Origin of the sequence: Serratia plymuthica NBRC 102599 (genome assembly GCF_001590925.1) — a bacterium.
GTDB classification, from domain to species: domain Bacteria; phylum Pseudomonadota; class Gammaproteobacteria; order Enterobacterales; family Enterobacteriaceae; genus Serratia; species Serratia plymuthica.
In genome coordinates this window covers 1-13,509 of record NZ_BCTU01000044.1, presented here as the reverse complement: position 1 = coordinate 13,509, position 13,509 = coordinate 1, and the positions used below count along the sequence as shown (strand labels likewise).

Annotated in this window: 19 protein-coding genes; 13 read left to right on the top strand and 6 right to left on the bottom strand. The window is 52.2% G+C overall.

Going from position 1 to position 13,509, the window contains the following annotated elements:
- Positions 1–63 precede the first annotated feature (63 nt).
- From rpsM to SPL01S_RS23345, 8 genes are all read left to right on the top strand, one after another.
- Positions 64–420, top strand: a complete 357-nt coding sequence (gene rpsM, locus SPL01S_RS23380; RefSeq protein ID WP_004951130.1) for a 30S ribosomal protein S13 — start codon at positions 64–66, stop codon at positions 418–420.
- Positions 421–436: 16 nt separating this feature from the next.
- Entirely contained in the window at positions 437–826 is a 390-nt protein-coding gene (gene rpsK, locus SPL01S_RS23375; protein ID WP_004951128.1) for a 30S ribosomal protein S11, read from the top strand.
- A gap of 30 nt (positions 827–856) precedes the next feature.
- The gene (rpsD, locus tag SPL01S_RS23370; protein WP_004951125.1) at positions 857–1,477 is read left to right on the top strand and encodes a 30S ribosomal protein S4; all 621 of its coding nucleotides are present in this window, start codon (positions 857–859) and stop codon (positions 1,475–1,477) included.
- A 25-nt stretch (positions 1,478–1,502) separates the two neighbouring features.
- The gene (locus tag SPL01S_RS23365; protein ID WP_002919219.1) at positions 1,503–2,492 is read left to right on the top strand and encodes a DNA-directed RNA polymerase subunit alpha; all 990 of its coding nucleotides are present in this window, start codon (positions 1,503–1,505) and stop codon (positions 2,490–2,492) included.
- A gap of 40 nt (positions 2,493–2,532) precedes the next feature.
- Positions 2,533–2,922, top strand: a complete 390-nt coding sequence (gene rplQ, locus SPL01S_RS23360; protein ID WP_004929726.1) for a 50S ribosomal protein L17 — start codon at positions 2,533–2,535, stop codon at positions 2,920–2,922.
- Between the two features lie 147 nt (positions 2,923–3,069).
- Positions 3,070–3,450, top strand: a complete 381-nt coding sequence (locus SPL01S_RS23355) for a DnaJ family domain-containing protein (protein ID WP_062868905.1) — start codon at positions 3,070–3,072, stop codon at positions 3,448–3,450.
- Positions 3,443–3,874: a Zn(2+)-responsive transcriptional regulator gene (gene zntR / locus SPL01S_RS23350; RefSeq protein WP_063203054.1), complete on the top strand. Its 432-nt coding sequence runs from the start codon at positions 3,443–3,445 to the stop codon at positions 3,872–3,874. The genes SPL01S_RS23355 and zntR overlap by 8 nt, the downstream gene beginning before the upstream one ends.
- Before the next feature lie 84 nt (positions 3,875–3,958).
- On the top strand, positions 3,959–4,165 hold the full coding sequence (locus SPL01S_RS23345) for an alternative ribosome-rescue factor A (RefSeq protein ID WP_004951119.1): 207 nt from the start codon (positions 3,959–3,961) through the stop codon (positions 4,163–4,165).
- A gap of 56 nt (positions 4,166–4,221) precedes the next feature.
- Here SPL01S_RS23345 and mscL read toward each other — a convergent pair whose 3' ends face one another.
- The 5 genes from mscL to def all read right to left on the bottom strand — a co-directional run bounded on the left by mscL (position 4,222) and on the right by def (position 9,067).
- On the bottom strand, positions 4,222–4,638 hold the full coding sequence (gene mscL, locus SPL01S_RS23340; protein WP_004951117.1) for a large-conductance mechanosensitive channel protein MscL: 417 nt from the start codon (positions 4,636–4,638) through the stop codon (positions 4,222–4,224).
- 141 nt (positions 4,639–4,779) lie between these two features.
- Positions 4,780–6,156 (bottom strand): Trk system potassium transporter TrkA, encoded by a 1,377-nt coding sequence (trkA, locus tag SPL01S_RS23335; protein ID WP_004951116.1) that lies wholly within the window; start codon positions 6,154–6,156, stop codon positions 4,780–4,782.
- Positions 6,157–6,233: 77 nt separating this feature from the next.
- Positions 6,234–7,523, bottom strand: coding sequence for a 16S rRNA (cytosine(967)-C(5))-methyltransferase RsmB (gene rsmB / locus SPL01S_RS23330; RefSeq protein ID WP_063203052.1), 1,290 nt, complete (start codon positions 7,521–7,523; stop codon positions 6,234–6,236).
- A gap of 72 nt (positions 7,524–7,595) precedes the next feature.
- Positions 7,596–8,540, bottom strand: coding sequence for a methionyl-tRNA formyltransferase (fmt, locus tag SPL01S_RS23325; protein ID WP_063203050.1), 945 nt, complete (start codon positions 8,538–8,540; stop codon positions 7,596–7,598).
- Positions 8,541–8,557: 17 nt separating this feature from the next.
- Complete coding sequence (gene def, locus SPL01S_RS23320) at positions 8,558–9,067, bottom strand: peptide deformylase (protein WP_062868902.1); 510 nt, start codon at positions 9,065–9,067, stop codon at positions 8,558–8,560.
- Between the two features lie 133 nt (positions 9,068–9,200).
- On the opposite strand from def, the gene dprA reads away from it, so the two are divergent.
- Genes dprA through aroE form a run of 5 tightly spaced genes read left to right on the top strand, consistent with a single transcriptional unit; the run spans position 9,201 to position 12,745 of the window.
- Entirely contained in the window at positions 9,201–10,322 is a 1,122-nt protein-coding gene (dprA, locus tag SPL01S_RS23315) for a DNA-protecting protein DprA (RefSeq protein ID WP_063203049.1), read from the top strand.
- A complete protein-coding gene (smg, locus tag SPL01S_RS23310; protein WP_012147203.1) occupies positions 10,294–10,767 on the top strand; it encodes a DUF494 family protein Smg in 474 nt (157 codons plus the stop codon). The genes dprA and smg overlap by 29 nt, the downstream gene beginning before the upstream one ends.
- A 25-nt stretch (positions 10,768–10,792) precedes the next feature.
- A complete protein-coding gene (locus tag SPL01S_RS23305) occupies positions 10,793–11,338 on the top strand; it encodes a DNA topoisomerase family protein (RefSeq protein WP_062868900.1) in 546 nt (181 codons plus the stop codon).
- A 7-nt stretch (positions 11,339–11,345) separates the two neighbouring features.
- Positions 11,346–11,915 (top strand): L-threonylcarbamoyladenylate synthase type 1 TsaC, encoded by a 570-nt coding sequence (gene tsaC / locus SPL01S_RS23300; protein WP_063203047.1) that lies wholly within the window; start codon positions 11,346–11,348, stop codon positions 11,913–11,915.
- 11 nt (positions 11,916–11,926) lie between these two features.
- Positions 11,927–12,745, top strand: coding sequence for a shikimate dehydrogenase (gene aroE, locus SPL01S_RS23295; RefSeq protein ID WP_062868898.1), 819 nt, complete (start codon positions 11,927–11,929; stop codon positions 12,743–12,745).
- A gap of 36 nt (positions 12,746–12,781) precedes the next feature.
- On the opposite strand, the gene SPL01S_RS23290 is transcribed toward aroE, so the two are convergent.
- On the bottom strand, positions 12,782–13,324 hold the full coding sequence (locus SPL01S_RS23290) for a gamma carbonic anhydrase family protein (RefSeq protein WP_004951090.1): 543 nt from the start codon (positions 13,322–13,324) through the stop codon (positions 12,782–12,784).
- Positions 13,325–13,509 lie beyond the last annotated feature (185 nt).

Genomic DNA, 13,509 nt, shown 5'->3' with positions numbered 1-13,509 from the left:
TTGAGTATCCTGAAAACGGGCTTTTCAGAATGGTGTTGCCGTATAAAATAGTAGGAGTGCATAGTGGCCCGTATAGCAGGCATTAACATTCCTGATCATAAACATACCGTAATCGCCTTAACGTCGATCTTCGGAATCGGTAAAACCCGCTCACAGTCTATCTGTGCGTCTACGGGTATTGCTGAAAATGTTAAGATCAGTGAGCTGTCTGAAGAGCAAATTGAACAGCTGCGTGAAGCAGTCGCCAAATTCACTGTAGAAGGTGATTTGCGTCGTGAAGTTACCCTGAGCATCAAGCGTCTGATGGATCTTGGTACTTACCGTGGTTTGCGTCATCGTCGTGGTCTGCCAGTTCGCGGTCAGCGTACGAAGACCAACGCACGTACCCGTAAGGGTCCGCGTAAACCGATCAAGAAATAATCAGGGTGATTGAATAATGGCAAAGGCACCTGTTCGTACACGTAAGCGTGTAAGAAAACAAGTCTCTGACGGCGTGGCTCATGTCCATGCTTCTTTCAACAACACCATTGTTACTATTACCGATCGTCAGGGTAATGCATTGGGTTGGGCAACTGCCGGTGGTTCTGGTTTCCGTGGTTCTCGTAAGTCAACTCCGTTTGCAGCTCAGGTTGCAGCAGAACGTTGTGCTGACGCAGTAAAAGAATACGGTATCAAGAACCTGGAAGTTATGGTTAAGGGACCGGGTCCGGGTCGCGAATCAACTATTCGTGCTCTGAACGCCGCTGGTTTCCGCATCACTAATATTACTGATGTGACTCCTATCCCTCACAACGGTTGTCGTCCGCCGAAAAAGCGCCGCGTATAACGCTGCTTTTAGGTTAGTTGGAGAAAGAAAATGGCAAGATATTTGGGTCCTAAGCTCAAGCTTAGCCGCCGTGAGGGCACAGACCTGTTCCTGAAGTCTGGCGTTCGCGCGATCGATACCAAGTGTAAAATTGAGCAACCGCCTGGTCAACACGGTGCGCGTAAACCGCGTCTGTCTGACTACGGTGTACAGTTACGTGAAAAGCAAAAAGTTCGCCGTATGTACGGTGTTCTGGAGCGTCAATTCCGTAACTATTATAAAGAAGCAGCACGCCTGAAGGGCAACACCGGTGCAAACCTGTTGCAACTGCTGGAAGGTCGTTTGGACAACGTTGTTTACCGTATGGGCTTCGGCGCTACTCGTGCAGAGTCACGTCAGTTGGTTAGCCACAAAGCAATTATGGTAAACGGTCGCGTTGTTAACATCGCTTCTTATCAGGTATCTCCGAATGACGTAGTCAGCATCCGCGAGAAGGCTAAAAAGCAATCTCGTGTTAAAGCTTCTCTGGAGCTGGCTGAGCAGCGTGAAAAGCCGACTTGGCTGGAAGTTGATGCTGCTAAGATGGAAGGCGTGTTCAAGCGTATGCCTGAACGTACCGATCTGTCTGCGGACATTAACGAACACCTGATCGTCGAGCTTTACTCCAAGTAAAGCTTAGTACCAAAGAGAGGACACAATGCAGGGTTCTGTGACAGAGTTTCTAAAACCGCGCCTGGTAGATATCGAGCAAGTCAGTTCGACGCACGCCAAGGTGACCCTTGAGCCTTTAGAGCGTGGCTTTGGCCATACTCTTGGCAACGCACTGCGCCGTATTCTGCTTTCATCTATGCCGGGTTGCGCGGTGACCGAGGTTGAGATTGATGGTGTACTGCATGAGTACAGCACCAAAGAAGGCGTACAGGAAGATATCCTGGAGATCCTGCTCAACCTGAAAGGGCTGGCGGTGAGAGTTCAAGGCAAAGACGAAGTTATTCTTACCCTGAATAAATCTGGCATTGGCCCTGTGACCGCTGCCGACATTACCCATGATGGTGATGTCGAAATCGTCAAGCCTCAGCATGTGATCTGCCACCTGACCGATGAGAACGCTGCTATCAGCATGCGTATCAAAGTTCAGCGCGGTCGTGGTTACGTGCCGGCTTCTGCCCGAATTCATTCGGAAGAAGATGAGCGCCCGATCGGTCGTCTGTTGGTTGACGCCTGCTATAGCCCTGTAGAGCGTATTGCCTACAATGTTGAAGCAGCGCGTGTAGAACAGCGTACTGACCTGGACAAGCTGGTTATCGAAATGGAAACCAATGGCACGATCGATCCTGAAGAGGCGATCCGCCGTGCGGCAACCATCCTGGCTGAACAACTTGAAGCTTTTGTTGACTTGCGTGATGTTCGTCAACCAGAAGTTAAAGAAGAGAAACCAGAATTCGATCCGATCCTGCTGCGCCCTGTTGACGATCTGGAATTGACTGTCCGCTCTGCTAACTGCCTTAAGGCAGAAGCTATCCACTACATCGGTGATCTGGTACAGCGTACCGAGGTTGAGTTGCTGAAAACGCCGAACCTGGGTAAAAAATCTCTTACTGAGATTAAAGACGTGCTGGCCTCACGTGGTCTGTCTCTGGGCATGCGCCTGGAAAACTGGCCACCGGCAAGCATTGCTGACGAGTAACCGGATCACAGGTTAAGGTTTTACTGAGAAGGATAAGGTCATGCGCCATCGTAAGAGTGGTCGTCAACTGAACCGTAACAGCAGCCACCGCCAGGCTATGTTCCGTAACATGGCCGGCTCTTTGGTTCGTCATGAGATCATCAAGACGACCTTGCCAAAAGCGAAAGAGCTGCGTCGCGTTGTTGAGCCGCTGATTACTCTTGCCAAGACCGACAGCGTAGCTAATCGTCGTCTGGCATTCGCCCGTACTCGTGATAACGAGATCGTGGCAAAACTGTTTAACGAGCTGGGCCCGCGTTTCGCGAGCCGTGCCGGTGGTTACACTCGCATTCTGAAGTGTGGCTTCCGCGCAGGCGACAACGCGCCGATGGCATACATCGAGCTGGTTGATCGTGCTGAGTCTCAAGCAGAAGTGGCAACTGCAGAGTAATCTGTAGACGCGTAAAAAAACCGGGCTTGCCCGGTTTTTTTACGTCCAGAGCTAGCCGAATGTGCTCTCTTTCCCCGCAAGACTTAAGATCCCCGGGCCTATCCGCTATGCTAACGCTATTAGTCAGGTCAACTGAGAGATCATATTATGTGGTTACTCGATGAATGGGCGGAGCGTCATATCAGTGAGGCGCAAGCTAAAGGTGAACTGGACAATTTACCGGGCCGAGGACAGCCGCTTAAGTTGGATGATGACAGCGCTGTGCCTGCTGAACTGCGTTCAGGGTTTCGCTTGCTAAAAAACGCCGGCTATTTGCCTGCGGAACTTGAAGATCGTAAAGAGGCACTCACTGTAGCCCGTTTACTGCAGAATATTAACAGCGAGCATCCAGACTATGTCAGCCTCAGCAGACGTATGGCCTTGCTGGAATATCGCTTGCGGCAGGCAGGAATGAGCACTGATTTTTTACACGGTGAATATGAGCGGACATTGAACGAGAAATTCGCACTGGAGCAGAGTGATGTTTAAGATCGGTCAACTGGCAAAACTTGCTGACGTAACGCCCGATACTGTGCGCTATTACGAAAAGCAGGGAATGATGGATCATAACGTTCGTACCGAGGGCGGTTATCGGCTGTACAGCGATCAGGATCTGCAGCGGTTACGGTTTATCCGTTATGCCAAGCAGCTCGGCTTTACATTGGAAACTATCGCCGAACTGCTGTCGATCCGCGTTGATCCTGAACATCATACTTGCCAGGAGTCTAAATCGAGCGTTGACGCGAGGCTCAGCGAAGTAGAGAACAAGCTTACTGAGTTGATGCGAATGCGTGCATCGTTAAAGCGGCTGAGCGATGCTTGCTGTGGTAGCGCTCATACCAGTAGCTATTGTTCAATTTTGGAAGCGCTGGAGCAGGGTGCCAGTGATGAAAAGGTAAAAAAAGGCACATAAAAGAGTTCGCGGGCCTTTAATTTTTATACGCGCGGCAGTACTATCGGCACGTTTTATAACCCTAGTTTCAACAGGAGCATTACTGTGACTAAATACCGTCATACCAAAGGTCAGATACAGGACAACGCTATTGAGGCATTGTTGCACGATCCATTATTCCGCCAACGGATAGAGAAAAATACCAAAGGAAAGGGCAGCTATCGGCGTAAAGATAAACACGCAAAAGGCGGTAACTGGGAGGCCAGTGGCAAACTATCAAACGATAATTTACCACTGGCCTTCTGGTTTTAAGACATTAAAAAAGCCATCTGAATATGATGGCTTTTTATTGGCACTGGAAAGCGTAATTACAGTTTTGGCTGCTGTTGTTGGCTCAGCAAATCACGGATTTCAGTCAGCAGTTTTTCTTCCGCAGTCGGTGCCGGAGGTGCTGCCGGCTCTTCCGCCTGCTTGCGACGCACTTTGTTCATTAATTTAATGGCCAGGAAAATAGCGAAGGCAACGATAACGAAGTCAAAAACGGATTGGATAAATGAACCATAGTTCATTACCACAGCGGGCACAGCACCTTGGGCTTCACGTAATACCAGGTGGAATTGTTTGAAGTCGACGCCGCCGATCAGTAAACCCAGCGGGGGCATGATGATATCTGCAACGAAGGACGAAACGATTTTACCGAAAGCAGCACCGATAATCACACCCACTGCCAGATCAACCACGTTGCCACGCATAGCGAATTCGCGGAATTCTTTTAACATACTCATAGCACACCCCTCAAAGAAATTAACAACACAAGTTTAACAAAGCAATTTCCCTTTGCCACAATAAGGAGAGAAAAGTGTTTTATCTCTTCCCACGGCAGCGAATATCAACCTGATTATAGACTATCGGTTAATAAATTAGTTCTAAAGGAAGAATGGGCTTGGCTGGAACAAACGCTCAACGTCGGGAACGAACTTTTTGTCGGTAATAAACATAATGACATGGTCCCCCTGTTCAATCTTGCTGCGACCATTGGCAATAATAACGTCGTCACCCCGCACAATGGCGCCAATGGTGGTACCTGGCGGCAATTTAATATCTTCAACGATACGGCCAACCACTTTTGAAGTGCTTTCGTCACCGTGGGCAATCGCTTCGATAGCTTCTGCCACGCCGCGACGCAGCGATGAAACGCTTACGATATCCGCTTTGCGTACGTGGCCCAACAATGCAGAAATCGTCGCTTGCTGTGGGGATATAGCGATATCGATTACGCTGCCTTGCACCAGATCGACGTAGGCGCGGCGCTGAATCAGCACCATTACTTTTTTAGCACCCATGCGTTTGGCTAGCATAGCGGACATTATGTTGGCTTCGTCATCATTGGTTATGGCAATAAAGACGTCTACCTGATCAACGTGTTCTTCAGCTAACAGTTCCTGATCCGAGGCATCGCCATAAAACACGATGGTGTCATGCAACTGCTCGGCCAACTCTGTGGCACGCTGCTGATTACGTTCAATCAGTTTCACGTTATAAGATTTTTCCAACCGCTGTGCCAGGCCTGCACCTACATTGCCGCCGCCAACGATCATTATACGTTTATAAGGTTTCTCGAGCCGCTGCAATTCACTCATCACCGCACGGATGTGCTGCGATGCGGCAACGAAAAATACTTCATCCCCTGCTTCGATTATGGTGGATCCCTGAGGACGAATAGGCCGATCCTGGCGGAAGATCGCGGCGACGCGGGTATCAATGTGCGGCATATGCTCGCGCATTGCGGACAACGCGTTACCTACCAGCGGGCCGCCGTAGTAGGCTTTTACCGCAGCAATGCTGACCTTCCCTTCGGCAAAATTGACAACCTGCAGTGCGCCTGGGTACTCAATTAATTTATAGATGTAATCGATAACCAGTTGTTCCGGTGAAATCAGGTGATCAATAGGTACGGCTTCCGGCTGAAAAAGTTTCTCCGATTCGCGGATATATTCCGGCGCGCGGATACGTGCGATACGGTTAGGCGTATTAAACAGCGAATAGGCAATCTGACAGGCAATCATGTTGGTCTCGTCAGAATTGGTAACGGCGACCAGCATGTCGGCGTCTTCAGCACCTGCTTCTCGTAACACTCGCGGATGGGAGCCGTATCCCTGAACGACCCGAAGGTCAAATTTATCCTGTAACTGACGCAGGCGACCGGAATCGGTATCCACGACGGTGATATCGTTATTTTCACCCACCAGGTTTTCTGCCAGTGTTCCGCCAACCTGACCTGCACCAAGAATAATTATTTTCATTTGGTTCTCTGCTTCACACTGAAACCGCTGAATATTATCTGATAGGGCACAACAGGTGCGCCCTGAGCACTGAACAGCTACATTTTAATCAGCTTAGCGTAAAAGAAGCCATCCCCATCCTCTGGATGCGGAAGATTCTGTCTACCAGGCTGCTGTTCGTCACCCGTTTCAACCAACCGGGCATCGGGATGACGCTGGAGGAAGGCGGTAATCTGCTCAGCATTCTCCGTTGGCAGGATAGAACAGGTGGCATACACCATCACACCACCACTTTTGAGGTGTGGCCAAATGGCGTCAATAATCTCTGCCTGGAGTTTTGCCAGCTCAGCGATGTCACTGTCGCGGCGCAGCCATTTGATATCTGGATGGCGGCGGATCACGCCGGTGGCAGAGCAGGGGGCATCCAGCAAAATGCGATCGAATTGTTTGTCGCCACACCATTGTTGCGGAGTGCGGCCATCACCCAATTTCACTTCGGCATGTAAACGCAGGCGCTGCAGATTTTCTTTGACCCGGCCGAGGCGTTGCTCATCGATATCGACCGCCATCACATGGGCTTTGGGGGCAGCCTCCAGAATGTGGGTGGTTTTACCACCTGGAGCTGCGCACAGATCGAGGATATGTTCCCCGTTCTGTGGATCCAGCAGATCAACACAGCCCTGCGCGGAGGCGTCTTGCACCGTGACCCAGCCATCGGCAAAACCAGGCAGATCGGTAACGGCGCAGGGTACCAGCAGACGCAGCGCATCAGGGTATTCTGCATGCGGCTCGGCGGCAATACCAGCCTGTTCCATCAACCGCAAATAGTCTTCGCGGGTGTGATGAAGGCGGTTGACGCGCAGCCACATCGGCGGCTTCTGGTTATTGGCATCAATAATCTGTTCCCACTGAGCGGGATAAGCTTGCTGAATGCGTTTTAAAAGCCAACTTGGGTGCAGATAGCAGCTGTCGTTATTGGCGGCGCGTTGCAGTAATTCCTCTTGCTGGCGTTGGAACTGGCGCAATACGCCATTGATCAGACCTTTAAGCTGTGGTCGTTTCAACGCCACCGCGCCTTCCACGGTTTCTGCCAGTACCGCGTGAGCAGGGATACGGGTATACAGCAGCTGGTACAGCCCGACCATCAGCAAATAGTGCAGCGTGCGCTGCTTGCCGGTCATCGGCTTTGCCATTAATTGCTGAATGCACCATTCGAGCTGTGGCAGCACGCGCAGAGTGCCGAAGCACAGTTCCTGCAAGAGTGCGCGGTCCTTGTCAGAAATGGTTTTTTGCAGTGACGGCAGGACAGTGCTGAGTGACTGACCTTGATCCAGTACCTGACCGATGGCTTTGGCTGCGTGGCTTCGGAGATTGTAGTTGTTTTTCATAGGCTAAAGCTGATAACGATCGGCGTTAAGAAAGAAACAGCCCGGCTATTATCTGCCGGGCAGTGGGGCAGTTTATAACCGGTTACCCGGTATAAACCATTCGCGGCGTGAATTCAGCAGATCCTGCGCCGACATCGGTTTTTTGCCCGCCGGTTGCAGTTGCGTCAGGTTAAGAATACCGTCCGCGGTAGCTATCTGAATACCGTGCTTGTCGGCATGAATGATGGTGCCGGGTTCTGCGCCAGGCGTGTCTGCCAACACCGTTGCCTGCCACACTTTCACCGGTTGATCGTCGATGGTGAAATAGCTGACCGGCCATGGGTTAAAGGCGCGGATGCAACGTTCAAGCTGAACGGCGGACAGGCTCCAGTCCAGGCGTGCTTCTTCTTTGCTCAGCTTCTCGGCGTAGGTCACCAGCGCTTCATCTTGCACTTCACGTTGTGCCGTACCTTCGGCCATTTGCAGCAGCGTGGTCAGCATGCCTTGCGGGCCGAGTTTTGCCAGCTTGTCGTACAGGGTGGCGCTGGTGTCATCGGCTTCGATCGGGCATGCGATCTTGTGCATCATATCGCCGGTGTCCAGGCCCACGTCCATCTGCATGATGGTAACGCCGGTTTCGTTGTCGCCAGCCCAGAGTGAACGTTGAATGGGGGCTGCGCCACGCCAACGCGGCAACAGCGAACCGTGCACGTTGATGCAACCGAGGCGCGGCATATCCAGCACCGCTTTAGGCAAGATTAGGCCATACGCCACTACCACCATTACGTCGGCGTTGAGATCGGCAACCAGATGCTGGTTCTCTTCCGGGCGCAATGATTTGGGTTGAAACACCGGCAGTTGGTGCTGTTCTGCCAGTACTTTAACCGGGCTGGGCGTCAGTTTGTTACCACGGCCTGCGGGACGATCAGGTTGGGTAAATACCCCGACAATCTGGTGCCCAGATGACAACAGCGCGTCAAGGTGACGCGCTGCGAAGTCTGGAGTACCGGCGAAAATAATCCGTAAAGTGTCAGACACGTTGATTTCCTGATCGGTTAGGCGCGTGCGTTCAGCTTGGCCATTTTTTCCAGTTTCTGACGGATACGCTGGCGCTTCAGCGGCGACAAATAATCGACGAACAGCTTGCCCATCAGGTGGTCCATTTCGTGCTGAATACAGATGGCCAACAGGTCATCGGCTTCGAGCTCAAAAGGTTTACCTTCACGGTCCAGCGCTCTGATTTTCACGTTGGCTGCGCGCGGAACTAATGCACGCTGCTCAGGAATGGAAAGGCAGCCTTCCTCGATCCCGGTTTCACCGCTTTTTTCCAGCAGTTCCGGGTTGATCAGCACGAGGCGCTCATCGCGGTTCTCAGAAACGTCAATGACGATAATCCGCTGATGGATATCCACCTGTGTCGCAGCCAGGCCAATGCCTTCCTCTGCGTACATGGTTTCAAACATATCATCCACGATGCGCTGGATAGTTGCATTGACTTCTTTTACCGGGGCCGCAACTTTGCGTAGCCGCTCGTCTGGGTAATGTAATACCTGCAATACTGACATATATCTTGAGATCTGTTTCCGAGTGATAAACGAGGTTTAGCTTCTATTCTAGACATTTCCCGGCCTGATTGACAGCATTGCGCACCAATTGCTCGAATTGGTAATAACGCCGTTTTCTGCGAGGGAACAGACGATGCAGGCAGAGGAAATTGGCTTACGGATGCATGGGGTTACAGGGGTGGGGGCCGCACAGGCTAGCCAGATGATAAGGCAAATGGTCGCAGCCGGGGGCGATCCTTATCGTTTGTTACGGTCATTGGGGCTGAATGAGCGGCAGCAGGCGCAGTTTCGCCAAGTGGACTCACGTTATCTGGCCGCTACGCTCACCTGGCTCGAGCAGCCCGATAGCGTGCTGTTGACCTATGGTGAGGCCGGTTACCCCGAACAATTGCTTTCTGTCGATGATGCTCCGCTGATACTGCTGGTGAAGGGTAACCCAGAGGTCTTGCTGCAACCGCAAATCGCCATGGTCGGCAGCCGTCAGTTCAGTCATTACGGTGAGCACTGGGGCAGCTATTTTTCCACTGGGCTGGTGCACTGCGGTTTTACCATCACCAGCGGGTTGGCCATTGGCATCGATGGCATCTGTCATCGCGCGGCGCTGGCGGCTGAAGGAAAGACGGTGGCCGTGCTGGGCAGCGGTCTGGCTAATATCTATCCGCGCCGGCATCGCCGTTTGGCCGAACAAATTGTCGAGCACGGCGGGGCGGTAATCTCTGAATATCTGGTTACCGACCTGCCAATGGCCGATCACTTTCCGCGCCGTAACCGCATTATCAGCGGTTTAAGCTTGGGTGTAGTGGTGATTGAAGCCTCTCTACGTAGCGGAACGTTGATAACGGCCCGTTATGCGCTGGAACAAGGACGTGAGGTCTTTGCGCTGCCTGGCGCTCTGGGGAATCCGATGAGCGAAGGAACGCACTGGTTGATCCAACAGGGGGCTTATCTGGTCACGGGGCCGAAAGAGATAGCCGAACAGCTGGGAAGCGGCCTGCATTGGCTATCGTTGAACGAAAATACAACTATTTGTGCGTCTGAAGCCGAAGTTGAATTGCCATTTGCTGATGTGTTGGCTAACGTAGGAGATGAGGTGACACCTGTTGACGTCGTCGCTGAACGTGCCGGCCAACCTGTGCCAGAGGTGGTAATCAAGTTACTCGATCTGGAGTTAGCAGGGTGGATCGCAGCTGTACCCGGCGGCTATGTCCGAATAAGGAGGGCAGGCCATGTTCGACGTACTCATGTACTTGTTTGAAACTTATATCCACAATGAACCAGAGATGCGCGTCGATCAGGATCAACTGACCGATGATCTCGCTCAGGCGGGGTTTCATCGGGATGATATCTACAACGCGTTGAATTGGCTTGAAAAACTCGCTGACCTGCAGGAAGGCGAAAATGCGCCATATTTTATGGATGCCGATCCGCTGGCAATGCGGATCTACACCGAAGAAGAAGGCGTGCGTTTGGATGCCAGTTGCCGTGGTTTCCTCCTGTTCCTTGAGCAGATTCAAGTATTGAACCTCGAAACCCGTGAAATGGTTATCGATCGTGTTATGGCTTTAGATAACACGGAATTCGATCTCGAAGATCTGAAATGGGTGGTGCTGATGGTGTTGTTTAATATCCCAGGATATGAAAGCGCCTATCAGCAAATGGAAGAACTGTTGTTTGAAGTAAACGAAGGTTATCTGCACTGAGCCGGTAACACGCATAGAAGATGTTATGACAAAAACAGCGATTTTTGCCGCCAGGCAAAATGAACCCTGTCCGGAATGCGGGGCCGAGTTGGTGATCCGCAGTGGTCGCCACGGCCCCTTTCTCGGCTGTTCCCGTTATCCTGAATGCCAACATATCCGGCCGCTTAAAGCGCAGACCGATGGCCATATTGTCAAAGTATTGGAAGGGCAGGAGTGCCCGAAATGCCAGGCAACGCTGGTGCTACGCCAGGGGCGTTATGGCATGTTTGTCGGCTGCGGTAACTACCCGGAGTGCGATCACACTGAAGTGATCGATAAGCCGGATGAAACCAGTATCAGCTGTCCGCAGTGCGGGCAGGGGAAACTGTTGCAGCGTAAATCACGCTACGGCAAGGTATTCCATTCCTGCGATCGCTACCCTGAATGCCAGTTTGTTCTCAATTTTAAACCTGTCGCCGGTGAGTGCGAATACTGCCACTACCCGCTGTTGATGGAAAAACGCACGGCAAAAGGGCCAACCCTGTGCTGCGCCAGCAAACTTTGCGGAAAATCCGTAGACACCACAGAATAATGACATCATGAGCTCTGAATTCACTTCTATCTTAACGCCAATAATTGACGCATTGCGTAACCAGCAGGTCATTGCTTACCCTACCGAGGCGGTATTTGGCCTGGGGTGCGATCCTGATAGTGGGCAGGCGGTCAATGCCTTATTGGCATTGAAACAGCGTCCCTGGGAAAAAGGGCTGATCCTGATTGCGGCCGATTATTCGCAGCTAACATCCTATATCGACGATGGCGCCCTTAGCGAACAGCAGCGCGCTGCGATGTTTGCCACTTGGCCAGGTCCGGTGACCTGGGTTATTCCCGCACGGCCTGAAACGCCGCGGCTGCTGACCGGGCGTTTCAATTCATTGGCGGTGCGCGTCAGCGATCATCCATTGGTGCAACAACTGTGCCGGCAGTTTGGCAAACCGTTGGTGTCGACCAGCGCTAATCTCAGCGGACAAGAGCCTTGCCGCAGCGCCGATGAGGTTTTGCAACAGTTTGGCTCCGCGTTTCCGGTGTTAGCCGGCAGCGTTGGTGGCCGTCTTAATCCTTCCGAAATCAGAGATGTCCTGACCGGTGAGTTGATCCGTCAGGGCTAGAGGTTATATGCATGGAGAAGTTTGCGGTATTCGGCAACCCTATCGGCCACAGTAAATCGCCGCGTATTCATGCGTTATTTGCCGCCCAGACCGGGCTAGAACATCCTTACGGCAGGGTGTTGGCGCCGCTTGACGGTTTTGAAACCACTCTGCAGGCCTTTATCCAGGCGGGGGGGCTAGGGGCTAACGTCACGGTCCCCTTTAAAGAGCACGCCTATAAGGTTGCTACGGAGCTGAGTGAGCGTGCTTCGCTGGCAGGTGCGGTAAATACGCTAAAGGTATTGCCGGAAGGCCGACTGTTGGGTGATAACACCGACGGGATCGGCTTACTGACCGATCTTGAACGCCAGAAGTTGATCCAGCCGAAGGATCGCATCTTGCTGGTGGGAGCTGGTGGCGCGGCGCGCGGGGTGATCCTGCCGCTATTATCCTTTGGCTGCGAGGTAGTGATCGTCAACCGTACTTTCAGTCGGGCGCAGCTGCTGGCGCAGGTATTCCAGCATCTGGGCAAAATATCCGCATTGCCAATGGATCAACTCGCTGAACGGCAGTTTGATTTAGTGATTAACGCCACGGCGTCTGGTATCAGCGGAGAGATCCCGGCATTGCCGGTTGGGACGGTTAACGAGCGTACCCGCTGTTATGACATGTTTTATCAACAGGGATTAACGCCGTTTTTGGCTTGGGCAATACAACAGGGCGCGAAAGAGTATGCCGACGGTTTAGGGATGCTGGTGGGGCAGGCCGCCCATTCGTTTCTGTTATGGCATGGCGTTATGCCGGAAATCGAACCGGTGCTGCGCCAACTGCGCAGCGAATTGGCGGCATAGCCTGTTTCCCGTTCCCTATATAAGGGAACGGGACTTTCAGATGTCTTCCGACAAATATTCGTCTTTCCAGCGTACGTAGTTATTTGAAGAGTAAAGCAGCCCCTCTAATTCAGCAGTGTTAAGCGGACGGATTTGGCGCGCCGGGCTGCCCATATAAAGGTAACCGCTTGCCAGACGTTTGCCCGGAGCTACCAGGCTTCCGGCACCAATCATCACATCATCTTCTATTACTGCTCCATCCAGCAGGATCGATCCCATCCCTACCAGTACTCGATTGCCGATCGTGCAGCCGTGCAGCATCGCTTTATGGCCTACGGTTACGTCTTCACCAATCAGCAATGGGTAGCCTTCGGGATTATGATCGGACTTATGGGTAACATGCAGCACGCTGCCATCCTGAATATTACTGCGCGCACCGATCTTTACCGCGTTCACATCACCGCGGATGGCAACCAACGGCCATATACTGACATCATCGGCCAGTTCAACATTACCGATCACTACGCTGGAAGGGTCGATCATCACGCGCTGACCCAGTTGAGGAGAGTAATGAAGATAAGAACGTACTGCATCGGACATGGGAATAGCCTCAGATCGGGATCATATTTACCGGCAATACTAGACGTTGGCGGTGGAATTACAACCAATGGAAGTGACGGATCCTGTGGAAAATGGCCCCGATCGCGCAAGATCCACCCGAAAGGGCTGAAAAGTGTGCAAGCGGTAAGGAAAGATCAAAAAAGGGGTTGTGCAAAAAACTCGGA

Coding starts and splice junctions, on each gene's coding strand:
- rpsK (WP_004951128.1), top strand. CDS start 437: ATGGCAAAGGCACCTGTTCGTACACGTAAGCGTGTAAGAAAACAAGTC.
- rpsD (WP_004951125.1), top strand. CDS start 857: ATGGCAAGATATTTGGGTCCTAAGCTCAAGCTTAGCCGCCGTGAGGGC.
- SPL01S_RS23365 (WP_002919219.1), top strand. CDS start 1,503: ATGCAGGGTTCTGTGACAGAGTTTCTAAAACCGCGCCTGGTAGATATC.
- rplQ (WP_004929726.1), top strand. CDS start 2,533: ATGCGCCATCGTAAGAGTGGTCGTCAACTGAACCGTAACAGCAGCCAC.
- SPL01S_RS23355 (WP_062868905.1), top strand. CDS start 3,070: ATGTGGTTACTCGATGAATGGGCGGAGCGTCATATCAGTGAGGCGCAA.
- zntR (WP_063203054.1), top strand. CDS start 3,443: ATGTTTAAGATCGGTCAACTGGCAAAACTTGCTGACGTAACGCCCGAT.
- mscL (WP_004951117.1), bottom strand. CDS start 4,638: ATGAGTATGTTAAAAGAATTCCGCGAATTCGCTATGCGTGGCAACGTG.
- trkA (WP_004951116.1), bottom strand. CDS start 6,156: ATGAAAATAATTATTCTTGGTGCAGGTCAGGTTGGCGGAACACTGGCA.
- rsmB (WP_063203052.1), bottom strand. CDS start 7,523: ATGAAAAACAACTACAATCTCCGAAGCCACGCAGCCAAAGCCATCGGT.
- def (WP_062868902.1), bottom strand. CDS start 9,067: ATGTCAGTATTGCAGGTATTACATTACCCAGACGAGCGGCTACGCAAA.
- dprA (WP_063203049.1), top strand. CDS start 9,201: ATGCAGGCAGAGGAAATTGGCTTACGGATGCATGGGGTTACAGGGGTG.
- smg (WP_012147203.1), top strand. CDS start 10,294: ATGTTCGACGTACTCATGTACTTGTTTGAAACTTATATCCACAATGAA.
- SPL01S_RS23305 (WP_062868900.1), top strand. CDS start 10,793: ATGACAAAAACAGCGATTTTTGCCGCCAGGCAAAATGAACCCTGTCCG.
- tsaC (WP_063203047.1), top strand. CDS start 11,346: ATGAGCTCTGAATTCACTTCTATCTTAACGCCAATAATTGACGCATTG.
- aroE (WP_062868898.1), top strand. CDS start 11,927: ATGGAGAAGTTTGCGGTATTCGGCAACCCTATCGGCCACAGTAAATCG.
- SPL01S_RS23290 (WP_004951090.1), bottom strand. CDS start 13,324: ATGTCCGATGCAGTACGTTCTTATCTTCATTACTCTCCTCAACTGGGT.